Raw genomic sequence first — 20,075 nt, 5'->3', positions numbered from 1 at the left:
TTCGATCGCGGGCTGCGGCGAGCATAACGCGGCCGCGCGTCGCGCGGGTCGCATCGAACGATCAAAGCCGGGCGTCGACCTGGTCGCGCGGGTAGACGCTCTTGATGTCGTACAGCAAGGCGCCCGGGCGGCCGTAGGCGCGCGCGCCGGCCGCGCCCAGCGCGCGGAACTGCTCGTGCGCGACCGCCAGCACGACCGCGTCGTAAGCGCCCGCCTGCGGCTGCGTCACCACCTCGACCCCGTATTCGCGCAAGGCGTGGTCGGCATCGACCCAGGGGTCGTGGATATCGACCTGGGCCCGGTACTCGCCGAACTGGCGCGCCAGTTCGATCACCCGGGTATTGCGCAGGTCGGCGCAGTTTTCCTTGAACGCCAGGCCCAGGATCAGGATGCGCGAACCGGCGACGGCGAGGCCGCTCTGGATCATGCGCTTGATCACGTCGGCCGCGACGTGCTCGCCCATGGCGTCGTTGATGCGGCGGCAGGCGTGCAGGATCTCCGGGTGGTAGCCGGCGGCCTGCGCCTTCTGGATCAGGTAATACGGGTCCACGCCGATGCAATGGCCGCCGACCAGGCCCGGACGGAACGGCAGGAAATTCCACTTGGTGCCCGCGGCTTCCAGCACCTCGGTGGTGTCGATGCCCAGGCGCTGGAAGATCAGCGCGAATTCGTTGACCAGGGCGATGTTGGCGTCGCGCTGGGTGTTCTCGATCACCTTGGCTGCCTCGGCCACGCGCAGGCTGGAGGCCTTGTGGGTGCCGGCCAGGATGATGCTGCGGTACAGCGCATCGACCAGCTCGGCCGCCTCCGGGGTCGACCCCGAGGTCACCTTCGGAATATCGACCAGGCGCCGCTGCTTGTCGCCGGGATTGATCCGCTCCGGGCTGTAGCCGACGTGGAAGTCCTGGTTGTAGCGCAGGCCCGAGGCGCGCTCGAGCTCGGGCACGCAGATTTCCTCGGTCGCGCCCGGGTACACGGTGGATTCGTAGATCACCAGCGCGCCCGGCCGCATCAGGCCGCCGATGCTGCGACTGGCCTGCACCAGCGGGCCGAAGTCGGGGCGCTTGTGCTCGTCCACCGGCGTGGGCACGGTGACCACGAACACGTCGCGGTCGCGCAGGTCCTCGGGGTTGGCGCTCAAGCGCAGGCGCGCGGCGGCCGCGATCTCGTCGGCGCCGGCCTCGCCGTTGCCGTCCTCGCCCGCGGCCAGCGCGGCCACGCGCGCGGCGTCGATGTCGTAGCCCAGGGTGTCGTAGCGCTTGCCCAGCTCGATCGCGAGCGGCAGCCCGACGTAGCCCAGCCCGATGACCGCGATGCGTGCGCTTGCCAGATCCTGCATGCCCTGCCCTGACGTAGTGAGGAACCGCCACCGTCCCCGGGAAGGCCCAGGCCAGGCGCCGGCCGATTATAGGGGCGGCCCACGCCGCCAGCGCGCGGCAACGCACGACTGTCATCGGCGCGCGCCACCATCCGACCGCGAGGCGGCCGTGCGCACACATGAACGGGCCGATTCGGATTTTTCCTACATGCGTATCAGGCCTGCGCCGACTGACTCGCCATCGACGCGGGTGCAGACTGGCCCGGTCTGGCAGCCAACGCGGATCCGGACCAGGACCTCGCTCGTCCCTGGATGCCCGCCCGACCACCGGCCCGTCCAAGCCGGCCCCCGCCCACGCCACCGGGACCTGCGCCATGCCGTACCGAGTCGAACTTCGCGAACAGCACAACCACGGCAGCCTAATCTGCAGTCCGGCCACGATCGAGCCACACCGCGACCTGCAGGCCGCGGGCGCCGCCGCGCACCAGGACGCGGTCGAGCACGCCAAGGCCTACCGGGTGGACGTGCGCGTGCAGATCTACGCCCCGTCCGGCCAGCTCGCCATGGGCACCCAGGTACGTCATTTCGAAGTCGCCGCACCGGGCCGGCCACGGCCGCATCTGACTCTGGTCGCAAGCGCACCCTGAGCGCGGTCGCAGGATGCCGGCGAGCGTAGCGCTCGCGATTTCGCATCCACATTCGTCGGCCCAGGCCGCGCTGCCGCGGCTACATCCGTCGAATCCGGCGCCTACGCGATCGGCGCGATCGGCGCGATCGCGGCATCGGCGGCGCGGCGTCGAGCGCGCCCCGCGGCCTCAGTCGCGCGCCATCGCCTGCGCGCCGGCCAGGATCATCCGCACCATCTGGGTCAGCTGCTGGATCAGCTCGGCGTCCTTGTGCGGCGGCAGGTCCATCGCGGTGGCGCCGACCGCGAACACCAGGCGGGTGATCGCCTTGGCCACCAGCGCCGGTTCCAGCAGGGTCACGCCGTCGGCCGCCGACAGCCGCACCAGGTCGATGCGCAGCTCTTCCTCGAAGAAGGTCAGCTCGCGATCCACCGCCTGCTTGAACGCATCCGAGCCCACCGTGCCCTCGCGCAGCAGCACGTGCAGCAACTTGTCGTCGGCGCGCACCTGTTCCATGAAGGCGGTGACCGAGTCGCGCACGATGCTGTGACTGGTCGCCGCGCGCCGGCGCGCCGCACCGACGATCTTGCGCAGCGACTGCCCGGCCAGATCGATCAGGGCCACCGCCAGTTCGTCGATGTCGCGGAACTGGCGATAGAAGCTGTTGGGCGCGATCCCGGCCTCGCGCGCGACCTCGCGCAGGCTCAGGCTGGACACGCTGCGGTGCGGCCCGATCAGGCGCAGCGCCGCCGCCAGCAGGTCGTCGCGAGAAATCGCGGCCTTGCGCGCGGAGGTCGAATCGTCGTCGGCAGCTACGGGGTGTTGGGTCACGGAGACGAGCATGGACGGGATCGGGCCTGCATCATAACGACGGCGGTCAATATACATGTGTCTATACACTTGTGCTCTCACGTGTATAGTGTCGCCCATGAGCGCCCGTCCCCGCCCCACCCCCGCCCGCAACTCCAGCCGCCCGGAAAGCCCATTCAGGCGCCTGGCCCGGCCCTGGCTGTCGCCGGGCGTGTTCGATTTCTGGGCCTCGCGCCTGCACCCGACCTGGTCCTGGGAGCGCCCGCTGGCGCGCATCCTTGAGCGCCGCGCCGAGTCCGCCGACGCGGTGACCCTGGTCCTGCGCCCGAACCGCCACTGGGCCGGCTGCCTGCCCGGCCAGCACCTCAACGTCAGCGCCGAGATCGACGGCTGCCGCGTGACCCGCAGCTACAGCCCCACCGGCCTGCCCGGCCGCGACCGCCGCATCGCGATCACGGTCAAGGCGGTCGAGGGCGGCAAGCTCAGCCGTTATCTGTGCGAACAGGCCCAGGTCGGCGACGTGCTCGACCTGGGCCCGGCCTTCGGCGAGCTGCGCCTGGACGAGGGCGTTCACGTGGCGCGCCTGTTGCTGGCCGCGGGCAGCGGCATCACCCCGATGATCGCGCTCACCCGCGCCCTGGTCGCGCAGGGCATGCCCGCGCCGCTGAGCCTGTTGTACTGGGCGCGCAAGCGCGAGCAGCTGTGCTTCGTCGACGAACTGCGCGGCTACGCGGCCGCGCATCCGCAGTTCCAGGTGCGCTTCCTGCTCACCGGCGAGGCCGCGCTCGCGAGCGATGAAGGCGAAGGCCGCATCGACGCCGCGCAGTTGGCCAGCCTGGCCGATCTCGCGCAGCGCGAGGTCTACGCCTGCGGCCCCGGCGGTTTCGTCGACCAGGCGCGCGCCTTGCTCGCCACGCAGGCACGCTCGTTCCAAGCCGAGGCCTTCAGCCCGCCGCCGCGCACGCTGGAAACCGAGGGCACGGTCGAGATCACCCTGGCCGCGAGCGCACGCAGCTTCACCGTGGCGCGCGGGCAGTCCCTGCTCAGCGCGCTGGAAGCGCAAGGCCTCAAGCCCGCCTCCGGCTGCCGCATGGGCATCTGCAACACCTGCGCCTGCGGCAAGCGTTCGGGCAGCACCCGCCACCTGCACACCGGCGATGTCCAACACGAGCCGGTGTCCGCGCTGCGCCTCTGCGTGAACAGCGCCACCAGCGATCTCGTCCTCGATCTGTGACCCCCATGACCACCACACCCCGCAATCGCGCGCTGAGCCCCGACGAACTCGAACGTTTCGGCGTGGAACTCGACGCGGTGCGCGCGCGCACCGCCGCCCAGCTCGGCCAGCGCGACGCCGACTACATCCGCGCCATCGTCGCCGCGGTGCGCTGGACCGGCCTGGGCGGACGCCTGGCGCTGATGATCGGCGCGATCGGCGGCGCCTTCCTGCCGGCCCTGCTGCTGCCGGCCTGGATCCTGGGCGTGCTGCTGCTGGCGCTGTCCAAGATCCTGGAGAACATGGAGCTGGGCCACAACGTCATGCACGGGCAGTACGACTGGATGCGCGACCCGCATCTGGACGGCAAGACCTACGAATGGGACATCGCCGGCACCAGCGACAACTGGCGCAAGACCCACAACTACCAGCACCACACCTGGACCAACGTGCGCGGCATGGACGACGACATCGGCTACGGCCTGCTGCGTCTGTTCCCGGAGCAACGCTGGAAGCCCTACTACCTGGTCCAGCCGCTGGTCGCGGTGATCTTCGCCCTGCTGTTCGAATGGGGCGTGGCGATCCAGGACCTGCGCCTGGGCCGCTGGTGGATCGGCAAGACCAGCACCGCGCAGTTGCGCCGGCACTTCCGTCCGGTCGGCCGCAAGATGGCGCGTCAGGTCCTGAAGGACTACGTGTTCTTCCCACTGCTGGCCGGCCCGTTCTTCCTGCCGGTGCTGCTGGGCAACGTGGTCGCCAATGTGCTGCGCAACCTGTGGACCTACACCGTGATCTTCTGCGGTCACTTCACCGCCGACGCCGAAACCTTCTCCAAGGAGTCGGTGGCCGGCGAATCGCGCGGCCATTGGTACCTGCGCCAGCTGCGCGGCTCGTCCAACCTCACCGGCGGCAAGCTGATGGACCTGATGACGGGCAACCTCAGCCATCAGATCGAGCACCACTTCTATCCCGACATCCCCGCCCACCGCTACGCCGCGATGGCGGTGGACGTGCGCGACATCTGCGCGCGCTACGGCCAGCACTACAACACCGGCTCGCTGCCGCGCCAGTTCGGTCAGGTGGTGTGGCGGATCCTGCGCCACGCCCTGCCCAGCCGCCCGCCGGCGAAGCAGGCGCGACTGGCGCGTTCGCCGGCCTGAGCCGGCGCCGTCAGTAGCCCAGCCGCACCGCCTTGATCTCGGTGTAGGCCGACAGGCCGACATGGCCGTTCTCGCGGCCGTAACCGGACTGCTTGACCCCGCCGAACGGCAGCGTGGCCTCGCCGCCGCCGCCGTTGACGATGACCTGCCCGCTCTGGAGTCGTCCGATCAGCTCGTGCACCGTACCCAGGTCGCGCGCCCACAGCTTGGCCGACAAGCCGTAGTGCGAATCGTTGGCCAGCGCCGCGACCTGCGCCGGCGTCGCGTCGTCGTCGAAAGCCATCACCGTCAGCACCGGCGCGAAGATCTCCTCGCGCGCGATCCGCATTTTCGGCGTGGCTTGGGTCAGCAGGGTCGGCTCGTAGAAATAGCCGGGCCCCGGCCGCGCGCGCCCGCCGCGCAAGGCCTGCGCGCCCTCGCCCAGGCTGTGATCGACGATGGCCTGCGCGCGTTCGCGCTGGCGCTGCGAGATCATCGGCCCCATGTCGCTGCCCTGCGCGTAACCGGCGCCGATGCGAATCCCGTCCATCGCCGCTTGCATGCGTTCCAGCAGGGCGTCCTGGATCGAACGCTGCACGAACAAACGCGAGCCGGCCGCGCAGTACTGCCCGCTCTTGAACGCGATCTCGCCGACGATCGCGCGCGCCGCCTTGTCCAGGTCGGCGTCGGCGAACACCAGCACCGGCGATTTTCCGCCCAGTTCCAGCACCATGCGTTTGAGATTGCTGCGCGCCGCCGCGGCCATGATCGACTGTCCGACCTGAGTCGAGCCGGTGAAGCTGATCAGGTCGACGTCGGCGTGCTCGGCCAGCGCCTGCCCGGCCGTGGGGCCGGTACCAGTCACGATGTTGACCACGCCGTCGGGAATGCCGACATGCCGGCACAGCTCGCCGATGCGCAGCGCCGACAGCGGCGCCAGTTCGGCCGGCTTGATCACCACCGTGCAACCGGCCGCCAGTGCGGCCGCCAGCTTCTGCAGCACCATCAGAAAGGGCGCGTTCCAGGGCGTGACGATGGCCACCACCCCGATCGGCTCACGCAGGAAGTAATCCATGCCGGCCTGCTCGCTGGCGCGCATCGGCACCTCGCCGGCGATCTTGGTCGCCCAGCCCGCGTAATCGCGCAGCGAGCGCAAACCCAGCGACAGGTCGCCGCGCCGTATCGACGCCAGGCTGTGGCCGGCGTCCAGCGCTTCCAGCAGCGCGAACTCGTCCTGTTCGCGCTCGATCGCATCGGCCAGGGCGAACAAGGCCGCGGCGCGCCGCGACGGCGGCAGGCGCGGCCAGGGGCCGTCGCGGAACGCGCGCCGTGCCGCCGCCACCGCGCGATCGACGTCGTCGGCGTCGCCTGCGGCGATGCGCGCGATGCGCTCGCCGGTGGCGGGATCGTCGACCTCGAGCGTCGCGCCCGAGGCGCAGGCCTGCCAGCGGCCGTCGATCAATAGCGCCGGCGCTTGCGTGGCCAGCTGCGCGCGCAAACGCGCCAAGGCTTCGCCGTTGTCGGGCATGGCCGCGATGTCGCGGTTGTCGTCATTCATGGGCTTCGTCGGTCCTGTGTCCGACCGCGCCCGGTCACGGACGCGGGCATAGAGTTGATAATGTCAACCTTGCCGAAGCGAGTTGATAAAGTCAACCGAGAGAAGCTCAGTCCGGCTCGGACGGCGGCGCCTGGGCGATGCGCTTGAGCAGCTTTTCCAACTGCGCGCGTTCGGCCGCGGCGAGGTCCGCCAGCAGGTCCCGCGCGACCGTGGCGCGCAGCGCTTCGGCGGTCTCGTGGGTAGCGGCGCCGCTTGCCGTCATGCGCAGACGCTGGCGCTTCTCGCCGGCCTGGTCCGGCATCCGGCGCACGTAATCGCGCTCCAGCAGGGTCTTGATCACGCGCGCGATCTGGGCCTTGTCGCGCCCGCTCTCGCGCACGATGTCGCTCTGGGTGCAGCCCGGATGGCGGGCGACGAAACGCAGGGTGCGCGCTTCCATCGCGGCCAGGCCGACTTCGGCCTCGCGCAGCGAGCGCTGCATGCGCGCGGTGGCCTGATGCACGATCGCGTTGATCAGGTTGAGTATCTCGATGTCGCGGCTGGCCGGCATGAGGGTTCCGCAAAGGAAGGCCGGCGGATTGTTGGATCGGCGCCGTGCAAACGTCAAATGCGCGAGCGCGAACGCGGCACTGACGCGGTTTTCACAAACCCATACGGATTCCGCGCGTCGCGGCCACCAGAGCCGGTACGTTCATGTAGGCACAGGCAAGGTGCCGCGGTCGCCACGACTGCATGAGGCAAGCATGGATCTGGGCTATCTAGAAGTCGTTACGGAAAAGGGCGTGCTCATCGAGGTGCGCTACGGCGGCGTGCACGTCGGCTGGATCCGCCGCAGCGCCGACCAGGCGCGATACGAGTACTACCACGGCGTCCTCAACGACTTCGCCTATGCCTACAGCAACAGTAGCCTGGACGAACTCAAACGCGTGCTCGGCGCTCGCATGGGGCGCTCGCCACTGTCCAGCACGGGCCTGATGGTCTAGGCCCGTGCACGCGGCGCACGGCCCGGCTCACTCCCGGGCCATCGCACCGGCTTCGCGCTCGCGCGGAAACGGGCGCAGTTGCAGGCGCTGGCGGCGGCACACGTCGATACCGCGATAGAGCTGGCTACGGCCGTCGCGGAAGGCGACCCGGAAATCGCGCAGGCAGGCCTCGCCGTCCAGCTCGATCGTGGCCGAGCCGCCGCCGCCGAGTAGCGACTCGCCCAGCGCCGCGTCGCGGAACGCGCTCTGGCCGGCGTCGGCGATCGCCACGGCGACCACGCTGTCGTGGGCTCGGTTGACCAATTCCAGGTAACGGCCGCGGGCATGGGCGTTCGCGGCGGTCATGGCCGCGACGCACAGGGTGAGGGCGACGGCGAAACGGATGGGGCGCATGGCGGGACTCCGGCGAGATGGAGGGGCGCCGCGGCGCGCATGCGCGTCGCCATCGGCGCGACCATCAGGGCAGCCCGCCGCCGCGCGCGAAAGCGATTCGGGACGAATCGTCGCAGCGCGGCGACCAATCGTAGCGAGCGCGTGCGGCGCTTCCAGCCGGCCAGCGCTGCGCCTAGGATGCGGACATCCCTCACGACCGCGCCCGATGAAGATCCGCTTCGGCAGCACCGAGATCGCCCTGTCGCGCTACCTCGTCCTGTGGTCGGCGGTGGTGGTGGTGTTCGCCCTGCAGGGCTACATGCACGACGCCCTGGGCGGCAGCACCTGGTCGTCCTTCGACTATCTGCGCTGGTCGGCGATCCAGTGGTACACCTGGGCCGCGTTGGCGCCGCTGGTGTTCCGCCTGGCCGAGCGTTACCCGATCCAGCCGCCGTTCCGCCTGGACTCGTTCGGCACCCAACTGCTCGCCAGCGCCGGCGTGAGCCTGCTGGCGCTGGTGATCGGCGCCTTGATCTCGAGCGTGACCGAGTCCAGCACGTTCGCCGATCAGTTCCGCCAGTTCGTCGGCAAGCACACCGCCACTTGCCTGCTCACCTACTGGACCCTGCTGGCGATCCAGCAGGCCCTGCACTTCCGCGCCGAGCAGGCGCGGCGCGAACTGGAGGCCAGCCGGCTCGCGACCGAGTTGGCGCAGTCGCGCCTGCAGGTGCTCAAGACCCAGCTGCAGCCGCACTTCCTGTTCAACACCCTGCACGCCATCGTGACCCTGCTGGACGAGGATCAGCGCTCGGCCGAGGACATGCTGCTGCGCCTGAGCGATCTGCTGCGCGCGTTCCTGGAGGACTACGACGGCCAGGAGATCACCCTGCGCCGCGAACTGGCCCTGCTCGATCTCTATCTCGGCATCCAGCGCATGCGCTTCAAGGACCGCCTGAGCACGCGCATCTACATCGCCCCCGACACCCTCGACTGCGCCGTGCCCAGCCTGGTCCTGCAACCCATCGTCGAGAACGCGATCCGCCACGGCATCGGCCGCCGCGTGGGCGACGACTGCATCGAGATCGAGACCCGGCGCGAGGACGCCCAGCTATGCATCGATGTGCGCAACCGCAACAGCACGCTGGAGGAAGGCGCCGATCCGCTGGGCCACGGCATCGGCCTGTCCAACACCCGGCTGCGCCTGAAGGAACTCTACGGCGAGACCGCGGATATCCGTCTCGACATGATCTGGCCCAGCGGCGTCGCCTGCCGCATACGCCTGCCCTACCGCGAGATCGAGGAAGCCGACGAGGCGCCGGAGCACGTGCCCGCATGAACCTGACCGCGCTGGTGATCGACGACGAGCCGATCGCGCGCCACGCGATCGTGCGTCTGCTGCGCGACGATGCCCAGATCGAGCTGCTGGGCGAATGCGGGGACGGCGCCTCGGCGGTGGTCGCGATCCGTTCGCAACGGCCCGATCTGGTGTTCCTGGACATCCAGATGCCGGCGATGACCGGCATGGAGGTGGTCGCCGCGATCGGCGCCGAACGCATGCCGGCGACGATCTTCGTCACCGCCTACGAGCAATACGCGGTGCGCGCCTTCGAAGCCAACGCGGTCGACTACCTGGTCAAACCCTTCAGCCGCGAGCGCTTCGCCGCCACCCTCCAGCGCGCGAAGGCGCGCCTGAACGCGGCCGCCGACGGTGGCGCCCTGCCCTCCGCGCAGATCCTGCAGGCGCTGGAAGCGCTGCGCCGCCGCGACGACTACCTGGAGCGCATCCCGGTGCGCGTGGACGAACGCCTGGTCTTCATCCCGGTCGAGGACATCGTCTGGATCAAGGCCAGTCGCAACCTCGTGGAGATCCACCTGGCCGATCGCGTGCACGAGTTGCGCGAGACCATGGCCGCGCTGGCCGCGCGCCTGGACCCGCGCCACTTCGCCCGCGTCCACCGCTCGGCGATCGTCAACGTGCGCCGCGTCCAGGCCATCCATCCCTGGTTCAACGGCCACCACGTGGTCACCATGGACACCGGCCAGCAGCTGCGCATGAGCCGCTACCAGCACGAAGCCTTCCTGCGCCTGGCGACGACGCGCCAGGAGTGAGCGAGCCGTCCTAGGCCCGCTCGCGCTTGTTGGGTCCTCGATCCGGCGAGCGCATCCCCGACTTGTCGCAGAAATGGATCTCGTCGTGAGCGAACCGGACCATCTGCCCGCGCGGGAAACCCGCCACGCGCTCGGACAGTTCCTCGAAGCCTTCGACCGCGCCCAGATAGTCCTGTCCGGGCGCGGCGGTGCGCACCCGCACGATCAACTGGTGATCGAGCTCGTCGCCCGCGTCGACGCGCAATATGACCTGATCGCCGACTTCGACCATCGGCGCGAGCTTGTCCTCGCGCGAGGACCCGTAGCCCGCGAAGGCGAATTGAAACTCGCCGTCGTTCTTCTGAAACATGGCTAGCCCCTCTTGGCCGAGATTGCGTAGGAATGGGTGTTGGATCGCCGCATCGCCACACTCCGGTTTACAGGGGTTCGCCCGCGCATTCCAGTCCAAGCAGCATCCGCCCAATCCGGATCTCGACCCTGGCGCGGATGTCGGCCAGCGCCAGGGCATAGGTTCCGGCGCCGGCGCCGACGATACCGATCGCGCTGCCCGCCACCCAGGCCTGGGGATCGAAGCGGCCGCCGCGGTGCCCGGCGATGCCGATCTCATAGGCCACCCCGCGATAGCGCTCGAACAGGCGGCCATTGCTGGTCCTGCCGCTCGCAGCGGTTTCGGTGGCGCGCCCTACCATCCGTTCGTCGCCACGCTGACCAGGAACGCCACGCCGGCCACGGCCGTGATCCAGTAGGCCGCCAGCATCGCCGCGCGATTGCGTTCGCAATAGCGGATGCCGCTGGAATCCCGACTGGAAACGAAGGCGTGGTCCTTCAGATAGAGCATGGTCTCACGTGCGCTGAACAGCGTACGGTCCTGCCACAACGGCGGCTGCGCCGCGTGTGCCCATTGCTTGGGATGTTTGCGCTTCAGGCGCAGCAGAAAACGCAGCGACACCGCGCTTTCCAGCAGCATGGCCGACACGAAGAAAACCAGGGCGCATAGGGTCGGGCCGCTGCTCATGGGCTGGGCGCGGTTTGCTTGCGCGGCCAACGCCCACCCGGCCGCGGGCCCGGCACCGCATGCAGGATCTGAACCAGCTGCGCACCCAACCATCGTGGGGGCCAGCCCTCGTTCTCCGCCGATTCGATGGCGGGACGGGAATACGGGTCGGACTCGCCCGCAGCCGCAGCTGAGTGACGGACGACGCGGTGACGCTTGACCGGATTCATGAGATCGTCTCGCTGGAGCGGACAAGATCCCGTAGCACATGCTGTGCCGCAGCCCTTGAAGGCAGCTTCAAACTAGCACCAACCGGCCTGCGGCGTTGAAGTTTCGGACCGGCGGTCGGCGATGCGAGAGCGCCGAATGAGGCCCGCATCGCGCGCGAAACGGCGCCTGAGCAGGACCCCGCCTGCGATCACGAATCAGTAACGCCGACGCGCGCATGCTCCGGCGGCACTACGACGCAAGGTCGTAACGGCCACTCAGCCGCGCAGCACGCTTCCCTCCCCATCCGCACTGAGCCTTTCGACCTCCTGCCGACGCGGGAGTCGCGGCCACGGCCGTTCCCGATTCCGCCCTCGTGCGGATCGCACTCAAAGGCACTCATCGCATGAATCCCGACAACCGCGCGCCCAACAGCCAGAACCTGGTCGATACCGCCGCCGCCCACGGCTCGTTCAAGACCTTCGGTCAGGCGATCGATCGCGCCGGCATGAGCGACATCCTGCGCAGCGTAGGTCCGTACACCCTCTTCGCGCCCACCGACGCAGCCTTCGAGAAGCTGCCAGCCAGCGATCTGGAGCGCCTGTTCAAGCCCGAGAACAAGCAAGAGCTGACCTCGCTGCTGAACTACCACGTCGTCAGCGGACGCAGGCTGGTGGCCGATATCGGCCAGTGGGAAAACGCCAGAACCGTGAACGGCCAATCGGCGCCGATCGCCGTGCTCGACGACACGGTCAGCATCGACGGCGCACGCATCACCGCGGCCGACATAGGCTCCAGCAACGGCGTCCTCCACGGCATCGACAAGGTCAACATTCCGACCCAGCAGTAGGACGCCGCCGACGGCGCGGCGGCGGGGCTCGCGTCCCGTCGCCGCGCTGCGCGTCGAGATCGACGGGATATCGGCCGTTCAGGGTTTCGACTGGATCGGCCTTGCTGACGCGCTGTGCACGCGCCGGTGCGCACCATCCGATCGCGATACGTCTCGGGAGCAGACTTATGCAAGTCACGTTCCGCAAAGGATCGAGCGCGGATGCCATCGACGTGTACTGCGACGGCAAGAGGGTCGGCTGCATCCGCCGCAGCCAGGACAGCCGGCGCTACGAGTACTACCACGGGCGCCACAACATTACGGCCTACGCCTACGAAAACGTGAGCCTGGATCCGCTCAAGGCGCTGCTGTCGAGCCGTATGGGCCGACGGCCCCTGCTCTCCCTGATAAGCGAGAGCTAGAGGCCCGGATCGCGCCATGGCCACTCGTCCGCCGCCCAGCGTATCGCCCGGCGCCTGCGAGCGGACGCCGCAATGAGTCTGAGCGAGTACCAGCGCAAACGGCGCTTCGACAAGACCCGGGAGCCGGTTGCGAAGACGGGACCGCGGCACGGCGATCGACCGCAGTTCGTCGTGCAACTGCACCACGCCGGCCGTCGCCACTACGACTTCCGCCTGCAGGTAGGCGACGTGCTGAAAAGCTGGGCCGTGCCCAAAGGGCCGTCCTACGACCCCAAGATCAAGCGCATGGCCGTGGAGGTCGAGGATCATCCACTGCGCTATGCCGCGTTCGAAGGCGCCATTCCCGAAGGCGAGTACGGCGCCGGCCACGTCGCCCAATTCGACCACGGCGCATGGACCACCGACGACGACGTGGAGACGCAACTGGCCAAGGGCCACCTGCGCTTCGCCTTGCACGGCCGCAAACTCAAGGGCGCCTGGCACTTGGTCCGATCCGGCAAGCCGGCGCGGCAACCGCAATGGCTGCTGTTCAAGGAAGCCGACGAATACGCCAGCGCCCTGGAGGCCGACGACCTGCTGGGCGACGTCACGCCCGCGCCCGCCGCGGACCGCAGGCGCGCCGGCACCGGCAAGGCGAGCAAACGCCGCCTGAGCGAAATCGCCGCGCCGTCGCGCCGCCGTCGCATCGACTGGGGCGCGCGGGCGCTGGCGATCGTCGGCGCCACGAAAGCCCGCATCCGCGACCAGGCCTTCGAAGCCCAGCTCGCGCGTCTGCACGAGCGACCGCCCGCGGGCGACGGCTGGGTGCACGAGCTCAAATGGGACGGCTACCGCCTGCTGACGACGGTGGTCGACGGCAGGGTCCGGCTGTGGTCGCGCAGCGGCTTGGAATGGACGCAGCGCCTGCCGGACATCGTCTCGGCGCTGGCGTCCTTGCGGCTGAAGCAGGCCCAGCTCGACGGCGAGCTGATCGCCGGCGCCGGCACCAAGGCGGATTTCAATCTCCTGCAAGGCATTTTGTCCGGCGAGAGGACCGGTGCGCTCACCCTGATGCTGTTCGACCTGCCGCATCTGGAAGGCGTCGACCTGCGCAAGGCCACCCTGCTCGACCGCAAGCGCCTGCTTGCGCGCTTGCTCGAGCCGCCGCCCGCACGGCTGGGCCTGAGTTCGCACATCGCAGGCGACGGCGAAACCGCCTATGAGTTGGCCGCCGACCGACACTACGAAGGCATCATCTCCAAGCGTGCCGACGGCCACTATCACGCCGGCCGCAGCGACGACTGGCGCAAGACCAAACGCTTGAGCAGCGACGAGTTCGCGGTGGTCGGCTACACCGCGCCCAAGGGCCGGCGTCAGGGCTTCGGCGCGCTGCTGTTGGCGCGCCCGGACGCGCGCCACGGCTGGGTATATGCGGGTCGCGTCGGCACCGGATTCTCTGAAGGCTTGATCCGACAACTCGCGCCGCTGCTCGCACGCGACGCGCAGGACAGCCCCAGCGTGCACGTGCCGCCGCACAGCACCGATCTGCGCGGCGCGCGCTGGTTCGAGCCGCGCGCGGTGGTCGAGGTCTACTACCGCGGTTACGGCGGCTACGGCCTGCTACGCCAGCCCTCGCTCAAGGGCCTGCGTTCGGATAAGGCGCCGGCGGACCTCGTCGATTCCGATCGCCCGCGCGCGAAGCCGGCGGCGCCGACTTCGCCACGCAAGCGCGCCGCCGCACAGGACAAAACCGCGCCACCGGAGACACAGATGCAGCTCACCAGTCCCAATCGCGTCGTCTATCCCGATCGCGGCACCACCAAACAGGACGTGGCCGACTACTACCAGGCCGTGATGGATTGGCTGTTGCCGGAACTGGTCGATCGTCCGGTCTCGGTGATCCGCTGCACCCAGGGCACGGCGCGGCCGTGCTTTTTCCAGAAGCACCGCATCGCCGGCCTGGAACGCGTCGACGCGGTGGCGCTGAAAGAGGAGTCCGGCGCGCGCGCCGACTATCTGGTGATCCGCGACGCGCCCGGCCTGATGGAGCTGGTGCAGTTCAATGCGCTGGAGTTCCATCCCTGGGGCGCGCTCGCCGACGCGCCGGACCGCGCCGACCGCATGGTCTTCGATCTGGACCCGGGACCGGGCGTAACCTGGTCCGATACCGTCGCCGCGGCGCGCAAGATCCGCACGCTGCTGGAGGCATTGGAACTGCGCAGCTACGTGCGCACCTCCGGCGGCAAGGGTCTGCACGTGGTGGTGCCCTTGGCCCCGGCCTGCGACTGGTCGCAGGTGAAACCCTTCGCCCACGGTTTCGCCGAATCCATGGCGGCGGCGGAACCGCTCAACTACGTGGCGTCGGCGGCCAAGAAATTCCGCCGCAACAAGATCTTCATCGACTATCTGCGCAACGGCCGCGGTGCCACCAGCGTGGCCTCGTTCTCGCTACGCGCGCGCGCAGGCGCGCCGGTGGCGATGCCGCTGCGCTGGGAGGAACTGGGGCGCGTCAAGGCCGGCGATGCCTTCGACATCGATTCCGCGCTGCGACGCCTCAAGCGCCTCAAGGCCCATCCCTGGGACGGCATCGAGCGCGTGTCGCAGGACCTGAATGGGGTCGATGCCCTGCTCGCGCGGCACAGGCGGGCCTGAGCCGAGGCGCGTTCGGCGCGCCTTCAGCCCGATGAAACGGCGTTAACGCGGGCGCTCGTATCGTCCGGCCTAACGCCTTCGTCTCGTCTACGCAAGGAAAACGCCATGGCACGCCCCATCTGGACCGGCACCCTCTCGTTCGGTTTGCTCAATGTCCCGGTATCGCTGATGTCCGGCGAGCGCCGCACCGACCTGAGCTTCCGCATGCTCGACTCGCGCGACAAGAAACCGATCCGCTTCGAGCGCGTGAACGCGGACACCGGCGAGGAAGTGCCCTGGAAGGACATCGTCAAGGCCTTCGAATACGACAAGGGCAGTTATGTCGTGATCGAGAAGGAGGACATCGCCGCGGCCGCGCCCGAGACCCACGAATCCATCGACGTGGAAGCGTTCGTGGGCCGCGCGGAAATCGGCACGCGCTACTTCGAGAAGCCCTACGTGCTGGTGCCCGGCAAGAAGGCCGAAAAAGGCTACGTGCTGCTGCGCGAAACCCTGAAGGAGACCGACAAGGTCGGAGTGGCGCGAGTGGTGATCCGCACGCGCGAGTATCTGTGCGCGCTGATTCCGGAGGGCGACGCGTTGATCCTGATGTTGTTGCGCTATCCGCAGGAGCTGGTCGACCCAGAGGAATACAAGCTGCCGCACGCCGCCACCGGTCGCTACCGCATCGCGCCCAAGGAACTGACCATGGCCAAGCAGCTGATCGAATCCATGACCTCGCAATGGAAGCCGGACGGCTACCACGACGAGTTCCGCAAGCGCCTGTCGGCGATCATCCAAAAGCGCATCAAATCGAAGGGCAAGACCACCAAGATCGTCGACGAGCCGGCCGAGCACGAGCACGCGGCGACCAACGTGGTCGACTTCATGGCCCTGCTGGAGCAAAGCCTGAAATCCAAGAAGCGCACGCCCGCGGCGAAGAAGGCCGCCCCCGTCAAGAAGGCGGCGAAGGCGAGCAAGCGTCGGGCCAGCAAGCGAGCCTCTTGAACGAGGTGCATATCGCCGACGGCGAACGGTTCACGTCGGTGACGACGGGGTCAATACGCGCGGGCGCAGATGACGCGCGCTTGACTCGTGCAGGCGTATTGGACAGTCACACACGCCGAGTCCACCTTCCGATGTCCATCGACGCCGCCCTGCGGCTGGCCAGCCGCGAATACTATCCACCGGTCCCCGAGCTGCTCCTGCTCGCGGGCCTGGAGGCTCGCCAGGCCCGCCCCGCACGCGGCCCGCCGCAGGCGCGGGCCCTGGACGCGCTCGCGTCCCTGCAGGTCGACATCGTTGCCGAGGTCGGCGCCTGCTTCCGTCAGGCGGTAAGGCAACGCAATGCGCCGCCTTACCGTCGCCAGGCCCTGCTGTCCACGGCGATCCAGCTCGATCGCCGCGGCGCGACCGCCTTGGTGGAGCATTGCTTGCATGCCTTCCTCGCCCTGCATCACTACGGGCCGATCGCGCAGGTGCCCCTGCACACCTGGGCCGACTACCTCACCTGCGCGGCCGCCGCCCGCACCGTGTTGCTGATCGGTGCGGCGCAGTACCGCGCCGATGCCGCCACGTCGCCAACCACGGTCGTGGCGCATCGCCGGCTGCACACCGTGACCGGCTGCTTCTGGGACATGGGCGAGGACGAACCGGTCGCCGGCATCGCCGGCTGGGTCAGCCCGCATGCCGACGATCCGCACCTGCTGATGTCGGCGCTGGTCGTCGGCGAACCACCGGCCTTGAACGAGTTGCGCATCGACGCGGTGCGCGCGTACGGCGCGCTGGCGGCCGCCTCGCTGGCGCAGCCGCATCGCATCAGCCGCCCCTACCGGATCGAAGCGGCCACATGAAACGCGAGGAGCGCGAATGAGCATGGATTGGATGGACCAGCTGTGGGTGATCGTCGACACCGGTTACGCCATGGCGCTGGGCGGCTTGATCGGCCTGGAGCGCGAGTTGAAGGATCGCCCCGCCGGCTTTCGCACCCACATGCTGGTCGCGAGCGCATCCGCCTTGCTGATCGGTATCGGTCAGCTCAGCCTGGCCGACGCCAACCTGGCGCCGCCTGGCCGGATCAGCACCGACCCTCTGCGTCTGGTCGAAGCGGTCGTCGCGGGTGTGGCCTTCATCGGCGCCGGCACGATCTTCTCGCACCGCCGCGGCCAGGCGGTCGCCGGCATCACCACCGCCGCTTCGCTGCTGATGGTGGCCGTGATCGGCGTCGCCTGCGGCTTCGGCTACCACGCCCTTGCCTTCGCCGCGACCCTATTGACCTTGCTGGTACTGACCGTGCTCAACGTCCTGGAACGCCGCGCCAAGACGCACGACGAGCGGCCCGACCGCTAGATCAGGCCTGCCGCGCATCCTTGCGGCCGCCTCAGCATTTGCCCGCGGCTTTCAGCAGCGCGTTGCAGGTGCCGGAGCGCTGAGACTTGGGAGCCGACTGCCCCGCGCCCTTGCCGGTTTCGGTGCATACCGCTTCGGACACCGATTTCCCCAGCACCGACACCGAACCCCCGACGAAGCAGTTGAATGTGCGCCCGCCGCTCGCCTTGACCTGGTAGCGCGTGGTGGTGCCCTCGTCCATGCGATTGGAAATGGTGAACTCGCCCGGCTCCATGCCCAAGGCGAAGCCCGTGCGCTGGACCAGCGCGTCGTCGCTGACCGCGAAGGACGCGCAGGCCGACAGCAGCGCCGACGCCGCGATCGCCGCGATGCCGAACTGGGCCGACGGTTTGTTGCCTATGCTCATGTCTCGCTCCGTAGCGAATGGAAGAGACTCGATCAGAACGCATACGGCCTTCGCTGCGCGCGCGTCGGGGACGAACGCCATTACCGCGTCGACGAACCGCACTCTCGCCGTGACAGGGAGCGGCGCTGCGCCGCCCTCGGCATCGTCAACCGATCAGATCGTGCACCTGGTCGCGGTAGTGACGGCCGGAATGCAGATGCTGGCCGCCCCACAAGCTGATACGGAAGCGCCCGGAACCGATCGGGCGGATCTCGCGGACCGCGGCGATGCGCACCACCGCCGAGCGATGCACGCGCACGAAGCGCTGCGCTTCCAGACCGCCGTGGAACTCGGTCAGGGTGCCGCGAACCGTGTATACGGCGCCGGCGGCATGCACATCCAGGTAATTGCCCTGGGCCAGCACCAGATCGATCTGATCGACCGGCACCAGGTGGGTGCGCTGACCGACCTGCAGCGACAAGCGTTTTCCCTCGCCCGGGACCTGCGCCGATGCAGCCAGCGCCGGCATGCTTTCGCGCACGCGCTTGAGGGTGTCGCGTAACCGCTCGGCCGAAACCGGCTTCATCAGGTAGTCGGTGGCGCGCGCATCGAAAGCACGCACGCCGTGTTGCGGATACGCGGTGACGAATACCACCTGCGGCCGCGGCCCCTGCCAGCGCGCCAGCGCGCCGAACCCGCCCACCCCGGGCATCTCGATATCCAGGAACAGCACGTCCAGCCTGGCGCTGTCGGCGATCGCGATCAGTTCCTCGGCGTCGACGCATTCGGCCACCACTTCCAGCGAACCGTTGCCCACTTTCCCCAGCAGACGGCGCAGGCGCGCGCGCGCCAGCGGCTCGTCGTCGACGATGGCCACGCGTAGAGCGGTCACGAGAACGCCTCGCGCAGGCTCGGCTTCGCGACCCGATCCATCCGCACAGCCGGGATGTTCAGGCGCATCAGATAACGCCCGGAATCGGTAACGGCCTGGCTCAGACCCGCCTCCGCCCCGTACAGCAACTGCAGGCGGCTGCGGGTACTCTGCAAACCGATACCCGTGCCCGGAACCACGTCCGTCTGCGGCGCGGCGCTGTTCTCGACCTCCAGCAGCAGTTGTCGGCCGACGATTCTCGCGCTCAAGCGCAGGGTGCCGGCCGTGCGCCGGCGCGCGATGCCATGAATGATGGCGTTCTCCACCAGCGGTTGCAGAATCAGCGCCGGCACCGGCACCTCCAGGCAATCGGCGGCGACCTGCCACTCGACGCGCAAGCGATCGCCGAGCCGTATAGCCTCTATCATCAGGTAATGGCGCACCAATGCGAGCTCCTCGCGCAAGGGCCGCTGCTGCCCTCGATCCAAGGCCAGGCTGTCGCGCAACAGCGACGACAGCGATACCAACATGCGATCGGCCTGCTCGGCATCGCGATGGACCATCTCCGCCACCGAGTTCAAGGCGTTGAACAGGAAGTGCGGATTGAGCTGGGCCCGCAACACATCCAACCGCGTCGTCGCCAGGCTGGTTTCCAGCTCCGCCACCTTTTTCTCGCGTTCGCGTATGCGTTCGTAGAAGACCAGGGCGTGCACCATGCCGACCACGATCCAGGACATCAAGAAGTTGCTGTCCACGCTGGCCAACAACACGCCACCGAAATCGGGCAGCGGTTTGTCGCCGTACCAGTCGAAGATCGAGTCGGTGGAGTAGACGTAGACGGCGCGCAGAAACACGATCACCGCCACGGCCGCCGCCATCACCAGCCCCGAGCGCAGGACCCGACCGCGCTCGATGGGGTAGCGCCGAATCAGCCAGTACAGGCCCAGCGTCAGGGGCACCCAGGTCATCCAGCCCGCGTAGGTGCTGACCAGGGACTCGGCCCAACTGACGGGCGTGCCCAGCGCTTGGTTCATCCGCACGGTCTGGCCGCTTAGGACCAGCGAGCAAGCGGCCCACCAAAAAAAGACGATCCAGAAGACCGATAGATTGCGCTTAGACATAGGGACGGATACCGATAGGGGGTCGCCGATACTTCAATACGAAGAACCACACCGCACACGGGGAAACAACCGGCATCCGTGCCCCTGGGCGCGATATCCGCCTATGCGGACACGAACCAGCCAGCACTGCGGCTGGCTGGTTCGAGACACCACTATAAA

At 68.6% G+C, this 20,075-nt stretch carries 23 protein-coding genes; 12 read left to right on the top strand and 11 right to left on the bottom strand.

Going from position 1 to position 20,075, the window contains the following annotated elements:
* Positions 1 to 61: 61 nt before the first annotated feature.
* Positions 62 to 1,339, bottom strand: coding sequence for a nucleotide sugar dehydrogenase (locus ASE43_RS01135; protein WP_057159188.1), 1,278 nt, complete (start codon positions 1,337 to 1,339; stop codon positions 62 to 64).
* 353 nt (positions 1,340 to 1,692) lie between these two features.
* On the opposite strand from ASE43_RS01135, the gene ASE43_RS01130 reads away from it, so the two are divergent.
* Positions 1,693 to 1,965 (top strand): hypothetical protein, encoded by a 273-nt coding sequence (locus ASE43_RS01130; protein ID WP_057159187.1) that lies wholly within the window; start codon positions 1,693 to 1,695, stop codon positions 1,963 to 1,965.
* A 168-nt stretch (positions 1,966 to 2,133) separates the two neighbouring features.
* On the opposite strand, the gene fabR is transcribed toward ASE43_RS01130, so the two are convergent.
* Complete coding sequence (gene fabR, locus ASE43_RS01125) at positions 2,134 to 2,787, bottom strand: HTH-type transcriptional repressor FabR (protein WP_056174370.1); 654 nt, start codon at positions 2,785 to 2,787, stop codon at positions 2,134 to 2,136.
* An 85-nt stretch (positions 2,788 to 2,872) separates the two neighbouring features.
* Between fabR and ASE43_RS01120 the strand changes: the two genes are divergently transcribed.
* Both ASE43_RS01120 and ASE43_RS01115 read left to right on the top strand, forming a co-directional pair.
* Positions 2,873 to 3,988, top strand: coding sequence for a ferredoxin reductase (locus ASE43_RS01120; protein WP_057159186.1), 1,116 nt, complete (start codon positions 2,873 to 2,875; stop codon positions 3,986 to 3,988).
* Between the two features lie 5 nt (positions 3,989 to 3,993).
* Positions 3,994 to 5,127: an acyl-CoA desaturase gene (locus ASE43_RS01115; protein ID WP_057159185.1), complete on the top strand. Its 1,134-nt coding sequence runs from the start codon at positions 3,994 to 3,996 to the stop codon at positions 5,125 to 5,127.
* A gap of 10 nt (positions 5,128 to 5,137) precedes the next feature.
* Here the strand turns inward: ASE43_RS01115 and ASE43_RS01110 are convergent, their stop codons facing one another.
* Both ASE43_RS01110 and ASE43_RS01105 read right to left on the bottom strand, forming a co-directional pair.
* On the bottom strand, positions 5,138 to 6,664 hold the full coding sequence (locus ASE43_RS01110; RefSeq protein ID WP_057159184.1) for an aldehyde dehydrogenase family protein: 1,527 nt from the start codon (positions 6,662 to 6,664) through the stop codon (positions 5,138 to 5,140).
* A 106-nt stretch (positions 6,665 to 6,770) separates the two neighbouring features.
* Positions 6,771 to 7,214, bottom strand: coding sequence for a MarR family transcriptional regulator (locus ASE43_RS01105; protein ID WP_057159183.1), 444 nt, complete (start codon positions 7,212 to 7,214; stop codon positions 6,771 to 6,773).
* Positions 7,215 to 7,407: 193 nt separating this feature from the next.
* Here ASE43_RS01105 and ASE43_RS01100 point away from each other — a divergent pair, with 193 nt between their 5' ends.
* A complete protein-coding gene (locus ASE43_RS01100; RefSeq protein WP_056174361.1) occupies positions 7,408 to 7,647 on the top strand; it encodes a hypothetical protein in 240 nt (79 codons plus the stop codon).
* Positions 7,648 to 7,674: 27 nt separating this feature from the next.
* On the opposite strand, the gene ASE43_RS01095 is transcribed toward ASE43_RS01100, so the two are convergent.
* On the bottom strand, positions 7,675 to 8,040 hold the full coding sequence (locus ASE43_RS01095) for a hypothetical protein (protein WP_057159182.1): 366 nt from the start codon (positions 8,038 to 8,040) through the stop codon (positions 7,675 to 7,677).
* 205 nt (positions 8,041 to 8,245) lie between these two features.
* On the opposite strand from ASE43_RS01095, the gene ASE43_RS01090 reads away from it, so the two are divergent.
* Together ASE43_RS01090 and ASE43_RS01085 are read left to right on the top strand one after the other, a co-directional pair.
* The gene (locus tag ASE43_RS01090) at positions 8,246 to 9,355 is read left to right on the top strand and encodes a histidine kinase (protein ID WP_056174357.1); all 1,110 of its coding nucleotides are present in this window, start codon (positions 8,246 to 8,248) and stop codon (positions 9,353 to 9,355) included.
* Positions 9,352 to 10,128: a LytTR family DNA-binding domain-containing protein gene (locus ASE43_RS01085; protein WP_056174355.1), complete on the top strand. Its 777-nt coding sequence runs from the start codon at positions 9,352 to 9,354 to the stop codon at positions 10,126 to 10,128. The genes ASE43_RS01090 and ASE43_RS01085 overlap by 4 nt, the downstream gene beginning before the upstream one ends.
* Positions 10,129 to 10,138: 10 nt before the next feature.
* Here ASE43_RS01085 and ASE43_RS01080 read toward each other — a convergent pair whose 3' ends face one another.
* The 3 genes from ASE43_RS01080 to ASE43_RS01070 form a co-directional block, all read right to left on the bottom strand.
* Positions 10,139 to 10,477, bottom strand: a complete 339-nt coding sequence (locus ASE43_RS01080) for a hypothetical protein (protein ID WP_056174353.1) — start codon at positions 10,475 to 10,477, stop codon at positions 10,139 to 10,141.
* Between the two features lie 67 nt (positions 10,478 to 10,544).
* On the bottom strand, positions 10,545 to 10,817 hold the full coding sequence (locus ASE43_RS01075; protein ID WP_057159181.1) for a hypothetical protein: 273 nt from the start codon (positions 10,815 to 10,817) through the stop codon (positions 10,545 to 10,547).
* Positions 10,811 to 11,143 carry a hypothetical protein gene (locus ASE43_RS01070; RefSeq protein WP_057159180.1) on the bottom strand — a complete coding sequence of 111 codons (333 nt, stop codon included), beginning with the start codon at positions 11,141 to 11,143 and terminating at the stop codon, positions 10,811 to 10,813. Before ASE43_RS01070 ends, ASE43_RS01075 begins: the two co-directional genes overlap by 7 nt.
* Before the next feature lie 592 nt (positions 11,144 to 11,735).
* On the opposite strand from ASE43_RS01070, the gene ASE43_RS01065 reads away from it, so the two are divergent.
* From ASE43_RS01065 to ASE43_RS01040, 6 genes are all read left to right on the top strand, one after another.
* Positions 11,736 to 12,179, top strand: a complete 444-nt coding sequence (locus ASE43_RS01065) for a fasciclin domain-containing protein (RefSeq protein ID WP_057159179.1) — start codon at positions 11,736 to 11,738, stop codon at positions 12,177 to 12,179.
* A 167-nt stretch (positions 12,180 to 12,346) separates the two neighbouring features.
* Positions 12,347 to 12,580: a hypothetical protein gene (locus ASE43_RS01060; RefSeq protein WP_057159178.1), complete on the top strand. Its 234-nt coding sequence runs from the start codon at positions 12,347 to 12,349 to the stop codon at positions 12,578 to 12,580.
* A 72-nt stretch (positions 12,581 to 12,652) separates the two neighbouring features.
* Entirely contained in the window at positions 12,653 to 15,211 is a 2,559-nt protein-coding gene (gene ligD / locus ASE43_RS01055; RefSeq protein ID WP_057159177.1) for a DNA ligase D, read from the top strand.
* 105 nt (positions 15,212 to 15,316) lie between these two features.
* Complete coding sequence (locus ASE43_RS01050; RefSeq protein WP_057159176.1) at positions 15,317 to 16,198, top strand: Ku protein; 882 nt, start codon at positions 15,317 to 15,319, stop codon at positions 16,196 to 16,198.
* Between the two features lie 131 nt (positions 16,199 to 16,329).
* Positions 16,330 to 17,043 (top strand): hypothetical protein, encoded by a 714-nt coding sequence (locus ASE43_RS01045; protein ID WP_057159175.1) that lies wholly within the window; start codon positions 16,330 to 16,332, stop codon positions 17,041 to 17,043.
* Between the two features lie 16 nt (positions 17,044 to 17,059).
* Positions 17,060 to 17,539: an MgtC/SapB family protein gene (locus ASE43_RS01040; protein ID WP_235568620.1), complete on the top strand. Its 480-nt coding sequence runs from the start codon at positions 17,060 to 17,062 to the stop codon at positions 17,537 to 17,539.
* A gap of 31 nt (positions 17,540 to 17,570) precedes the next feature.
* Here ASE43_RS01040 and ASE43_RS01035 read toward each other — a convergent pair whose 3' ends face one another.
* The 3 genes from ASE43_RS01035 to ASE43_RS01025 all read right to left on the bottom strand — a co-directional run bounded on the left by ASE43_RS01035 (position 17,571) and on the right by ASE43_RS01025 (position 19,916).
* Positions 17,571 to 17,945: a hypothetical protein gene (locus tag ASE43_RS01035; protein ID WP_057159174.1), complete on the bottom strand. Its 375-nt coding sequence runs from the start codon at positions 17,943 to 17,945 to the stop codon at positions 17,571 to 17,573.
* Between the two features lie 145 nt (positions 17,946 to 18,090).
* Positions 18,091 to 18,816 carry a LytTR family DNA-binding domain-containing protein gene (locus tag ASE43_RS22065; RefSeq protein ID WP_056174333.1) on the bottom strand — a complete coding sequence of 242 codons (726 nt, stop codon included), beginning with the start codon at positions 18,814 to 18,816 and terminating at the stop codon, positions 18,091 to 18,093.
* Entirely contained in the window at positions 18,813 to 19,916 is a 1,104-nt protein-coding gene (locus ASE43_RS01025; RefSeq protein ID WP_056174331.1) for a histidine kinase, read from the bottom strand. The genes ASE43_RS22065 and ASE43_RS01025 overlap by 4 nt, the downstream gene beginning before the upstream one ends.
* Positions 19,917 to 20,075 lie beyond the last annotated feature (159 nt).

The sequence above is a fragment of the Lysobacter sp. Root983 genome (assembly GCF_001429345.1).
Taxonomy (GTDB): Bacteria; Pseudomonadota; Gammaproteobacteria; order Xanthomonadales; family Xanthomonadaceae; genus Lysobacter.
This window is presented reverse-complemented; position numbering and strand designations above follow the sequence as displayed.